Genomic DNA, 4,581 nt, shown 5'->3' on the forward strand with positions numbered 1-4,581 from the left:
GTTGATCGGGTGTGGAGCAGCGGGCCTGGGCTGATCGGGTGTGGAGTGGTGGGCCCTGGGGAGCAGGACCGCCTTGCCGGGTGGTGCCTGGTAGATCGGGCGCAGGGCCATGGACCCGTAGGCAGGGATGTCGGGCTGACCGGGGTCCCGGGCCGGAGCATCCGTGCTCAGGGATGCCACACGTACCGGACGTCCGGTTCTCGTTCCTCGTTGTCGCTGCCGTCGGTGCGTTCGGCCTCGGTGAAGCCGTGGCGCTCGTAGAAGCGGTGGGCCGGTTCGTTGACCTGGAAGGTCCACAGGCTCAGCCCCCGCGGACTGCGTTCCTTGGCGAGGGCCAGGAAGCGGTCGCCGATGCCCCGGCCCCGCCAGTCGGGGGCGAGATACAGCTGGGACAGCACATCACCGGCGAGGACCATCAGGCCGACGATCGCGCCGGTCGCGGGGTCCTCGGCGACCCAGGTCTCCCGAAGGGGCACCACGACGTCCCGGATGTAGGCGTGCACCTCGTCGTCCGACCGGGGCCGCACCACCGTAGGCAGCGCGGCGGCGAAGGAACGCAGATACACGTCGGCCACGGCGGAGGCGTCTGGAGCGGTGGCCCGGCGGACGACGACCGCGCTCACCGCGCCGGCACCTCCGGCACCACTGCCGTCGCCGTGATCTCCACCAGCTGGCCCGTGTACCCCAGGCAGGCGACCCCGATCAGCGTCGACGCATGCGGGCCGGTGCTCAGCCCGGACGCCTCGACGACCTCCCACACAGTGGACAGCACCGCGGGCTCACTGCTCACGACATGCACATCCGTCGCCAGCACATGCTCCAAGTCGCTGCCAACGGCTTGCAGTTGCTCCCTGAGGTTGGCGATCACCTGCTCGGCCTGCCGCGCGGGATCCCCTTCCCCCACGAGATTGCCCTTCGCGTCGAGCGGTACGGACCCGGCGAGGAACGCGAGCTTCGTGCCGGCCTCCACGACGGAGGCGTGGGAGTAGGTCGGCGGCGGAAAGAGGCCCGGGGCGGTGACACGCTGGATCACGAGGACTCCTGTGGTGAACGGCGGACAACCTTTCGATCATCGGGGGCGGCGGGACCTGACCGCACCTGAATTTCCGGGCCCGCCCGGCGCTCGCACTCCTCAGCGAGGTCCGGGTAGGTCCGGGCGATGGCCGTGCAGACCCTGCGCCGCAGCAGCCGTTCCGCGGCGGCGCGTCCGGTGCGGCCGGACAACTCGTCGAGGATGTCGTCACAGCGGGCCAGTCGGTGGCAGAGATAGTCGACCTTCCAGTGTGCGAGCGGGAACCGCGCCGATCCGCCCTGGCGTTCACGGTGTTCGACGGCACGGGCGGTCAGTTCCTCCGGGGTGAGCACGGGCACGTCGATCGGCTCCGCGGCGATCCGCGCGAGGACCTCCCGCCGTCTGCGCGACATCGCCTCCCGCACCGCGGCGGACCGTCGGGCGGCGACCGCCGAGACAGCTCTGAACTCCTCGCTCCGCTCGGCCCTCTCGACCCGCTCGACGCTGTAGAGACGGGTGGGCGGGGCCGTGCGGAAGAACGGGTTGGTCCGCCGCAGATCGGGTTCACCGAGCAGTCGCCGGATCATCCCGGCCGTCCAGCCGCGGGCCCGCAGACCGGCAGCGGAGACGTGCGTGCGGTGGTCTCGCGGGTCCTGGTCGTTCTCGTGCGCCGTCATCGCCGATCCCCCGTCGTCGTAACACTGAGTGACGACTTCATTGATATCGCGTGCCACTGACAACGGGCCTCCGTACGCTGCGCCCATGTCCTCCGAGCTCTCCGACGCCGACTTCCTCGACACCACCGCGGACCGTCTCGCCGCCCTCCCCGCCGTCCGCGCCGTGGCGCTCGGTGGCTCCCGCGCCCAGGGCACCGAACGGCCGGACAGCGACTGGGACCTGGCGGTCTACTACCGCGGCGGCTTCGACCCCGCCGACCTGCGTGCCGTCGGCTGGGAGGGCGAGGTGTCCGAGGTCGGCGGCTGGGGCGGCGGGGTGTTCAACGGCGGCGCCTGGCTGACGATCGACGGGCGGCGGGTCGACGTGCACTACCGGGACCTCGACGTGGTGGAACGGGAGTTGGCGGAGGCGGAGGAGGGGCGCTTCCGGGTGGAGCCGTTGCTGTTCCATCTCGCCGGCATCCCGACCTACCTGATCGTGGCCGAACTCGCGATCAACCGGGTCCTCAGGGGCGACCTGCCCCGACCGGCGGCCTACCCGGAAAGGCTCCGCGTCTCCGCGGCCGCCCGCTGGCGCGACACCGCCCACCTCACCCTCGCCTACGCCGAGGCGGGCCACGCCCCGGCCGGGCGCCTCACCGAGACCGCCGGTGCCGTCGCCACGGCCGCCGTGCAGATGGGGCACTCGGTGCTGGCGGCGCGCGGGGAATGGGTGACGAACGAGAAGCGGTTGCTGGAACGGGCCGGGCTGCGGGGCGTCGACCGGATCGTCGCGTCCTTGACGGCCGCACCCGGGTCGGCCGTGCGCGCGGTCGAGGAGCTGCGGGAGCTGTTCGACAGGGTCGCGGGCTGAGCGGTTCCCGGGCCTCGAACAGGGTCTCGACCGGGTTGCGTTCATAAAGAACGTGGCTTTTGCATGCATCTTCACGTGCGGGTAACACGAGCGTCCCGACCCGTCCAAGAACGGGATTTACCGTGGACACCACAGCCCACCGCCCGGCCACCGTCGCCCGGAGGCACACCCCGCCTCGACCAGACGACAGGAGCCCCGTGTCACTCGCCCCACCGCCCTGGCTCGCTCACGCCCTCCGTGCCCAGCGGGGGCCGATCCCCTGGAACGCGGTCGCGCGGGGGGCCCTGTCCGCCGGGCCCCTGCTGCTCGCCGCCGTGCTCGTCGAGCAGACCTCCGTCGGTGTCGTCGCCGCCATCGCCGCCATGCTGGCCGGAATCAACGACCGGCCCGGCAGCCGCCGGGTCTCCGTGAAGAGGATCGGGGTCCCCGCCCTCGCGGGCGCGGTCGGCATGGTCGCCGGGACGTACGCGGGGGAGCACATGGGAGCCGTGTCCCTCACCGTCGTACTCACCCTCGTCGGACTGGTCGCCGGCGGCGTCAGCGCCGTCGGGCCCGTCGCCTCCGCGGCCGGTACCCAACTGCTCGTCGCCTCGGCGATCGGGGCCGGCATGCCGCTGCCGGACGAAGGGTGGCTACGGGCCGTCGCCTATCTCGGCGGGGCCTGCTGGCTGCTCGCGCTGCGGCTGGCGCTGCCCACCCCCGGCGCCCTTGCCGGGGACTTCCGGTTCGACGGCGAGCGGGAGGCCGTCGCCGAGGTGTACGACGCCGTCGCCGACCTGCTCGACGCCGTGGGCGGTGCGCACGCCACCACCCGCCGCGTCGCGCTCACCGCCGCCCTCGACCACGCCCAGGACGCGCTCACCGGGCCCCGGCTGCGCCGGTACGCCAGCTCGGCCGCCGAACGGCGGCTGCACGCGCAGTACGCGGCCGCGCTGCCGCTCGCCGAGGCGGCCACCGCGCTCGCCTGGGCGGAGGAGGCGGTGCCCGGACGCGCCTCCGCGGGGCCCCGGCGGCTCGCCACCGCCGTACGGGAGAACACGCACACCGGGCCGTTGCCCGCGCCCCACCGGTCCGGGCCCGCACTGCGGGCGCTCGACGACGCGCTGCTGCGGGCCGCCGAGGCGTTCGACCGCGGGCGGGGCGGGGATCTGCACACGCGCCGGCTCACCGCCCGGGACCTGCTGCGCTCCGTCTTCGGGGCCGGCGGGCGGGAGTACGGACTGCGGGTCGCCCTCTGCTTCGGGGTCAGCGTCGCCGTGGCGCAGGCCCTGCACCACTCCCACTGGTACGGGGAGCACGCGCACTGGTACTGGCTGCCCGCCACCGCCGTCTTCCTCGTCAAGCCCGACCTCGGACCGCTCGCCTCCCGGGTGCTGTGCCGGGCCGCCGGGACCGTCCTGGGCGCGCTGGTCTTCGCCGGGTTCGCGCTCGTGCTGCCGCGGCCCGAAGGGCTCATCGCGCTCGTCGCCGTCAGCGGGGCCCTCCTACCCGTGGCCACCCGGCACTTCGCCGCGCAGACCGCCGTCGTCACGGTCCTCGTCCTGGCGCTCGTGATGGTCGGCGGCGAGCCCCAGGCATCCGCCGGCCGCATCACCGAGACCCTGCTCGCCTGCGCCATCGTCCTGATCGTGGGGCACCTGCCGATGCCGGGGCAGCGGGGCGGGACGGTGCGGTCCCGGCTGGCCGCGGCGGGCGGGGCCGCGCAGGCGTACCTCGCGCATGTCCTGCGGGAGACCGAGCGGCCCGAGACGGCGGGGCTCCGCAGACCGCGCGCCGATTCCGCCGTATGGCACACATCTGCGAAGGACACGCCCTTCGAGGAGGGTCGTGCCCTGCGCTGGACCCTGCGCCGCGAGGCGTACCGGGCGCTCGCCGAGGCCCGTACCGCCATCGCCCTCGCCGCCGCCGAACTCCCCGCGCTCGCCCGGCACTCGGAGGGCGCCGACGAGATCGTCGCCGTGCTGGAGCGGATCGTCGACACGACCACCGCCTGCGCCGTCCACCTCGACGACTCCGGGCGCCTCGGCCCCGAACAGGTC

5 protein-coding genes and 1 pseudogene are annotated in these 4,581 nt (G+C 73.8%); 2 read left to right on the top strand and 4 right to left on the bottom strand.

What is annotated here, in order from left to right; all coding sequences use genetic code 11:
• From EHS43_RS47205 to EHS43_RS37930, 4 genes and pseudogenes are all read right to left on the bottom strand, one after another.
• Positions 1-180, bottom strand: a pseudogene (locus EHS43_RS47205) (hypothetical protein); the annotation flags it as partial.
• Entirely contained in the window at positions 168-623 is a 456-nt protein-coding gene (locus EHS43_RS37920; protein ID WP_125195156.1) for a GNAT family N-acetyltransferase, read from the bottom strand. The pseudogene EHS43_RS47205 and the gene EHS43_RS37920, both read right to left, overlap by 13 nt.
• Positions 620-1,033 (bottom strand): RidA family protein, encoded by a 414-nt coding sequence (locus EHS43_RS37925; RefSeq protein WP_125195157.1) that lies wholly within the window; start codon positions 1,031-1,033, stop codon positions 620-622. The genes EHS43_RS37920 and EHS43_RS37925 overlap by 4 nt, the downstream gene beginning before the upstream one ends.
• The gene (locus EHS43_RS37930) at positions 1,030-1,689 is read right to left on the bottom strand and encodes a hypothetical protein (RefSeq protein WP_185806586.1); all 660 of its coding nucleotides are present in this window, start codon (positions 1,687-1,689) and stop codon (positions 1,030-1,032) included. Before EHS43_RS37930 ends, EHS43_RS37925 begins: the two co-directional genes overlap by 4 nt.
• An 85-nt stretch (positions 1,690-1,774) precedes the next feature.
• On the opposite strand from EHS43_RS37930, the gene EHS43_RS37935 reads away from it, so the two are divergent.
• Together EHS43_RS37935 and EHS43_RS37940 are read left to right on the top strand one after the other, a co-directional pair.
• Positions 1,775-2,542, top strand: coding sequence for a nucleotidyltransferase domain-containing protein (locus EHS43_RS37935; RefSeq protein WP_125195158.1), 768 nt, complete (start codon positions 1,775-1,777; stop codon positions 2,540-2,542).
• A 197-nt stretch (positions 2,543-2,739) separates the two neighbouring features.
• Positions 2,740-4,581 (top strand): FUSC family protein (locus tag EHS43_RS37940; RefSeq protein ID WP_148104199.1); only part of this gene is annotated, 1,842 nt, incomplete at its 3' end.

It is taken from the genome of Streptomyces sp. RP5T, assembly GCF_003933965.1.
Lineage (GTDB): Bacteria > Actinomycetota > Actinomycetes > Streptomycetales > Streptomycetaceae > Streptomyces.

What these genes read in the sequence shown, in the direction of transcription:
- EHS43_RS37930 (WP_185806586.1), bottom strand. Translation starts at nt 1,689, where the DNA reads ATGACGGCGCACGAGAACGACCAGGACCCGCGAGACCACCGCACGCAC.
- EHS43_RS37935 (WP_125195158.1), top strand. Translation starts at nt 1,775, where the DNA reads ATGTCCTCCGAGCTCTCCGACGCCGACTTCCTCGACACCACCGCGGAC.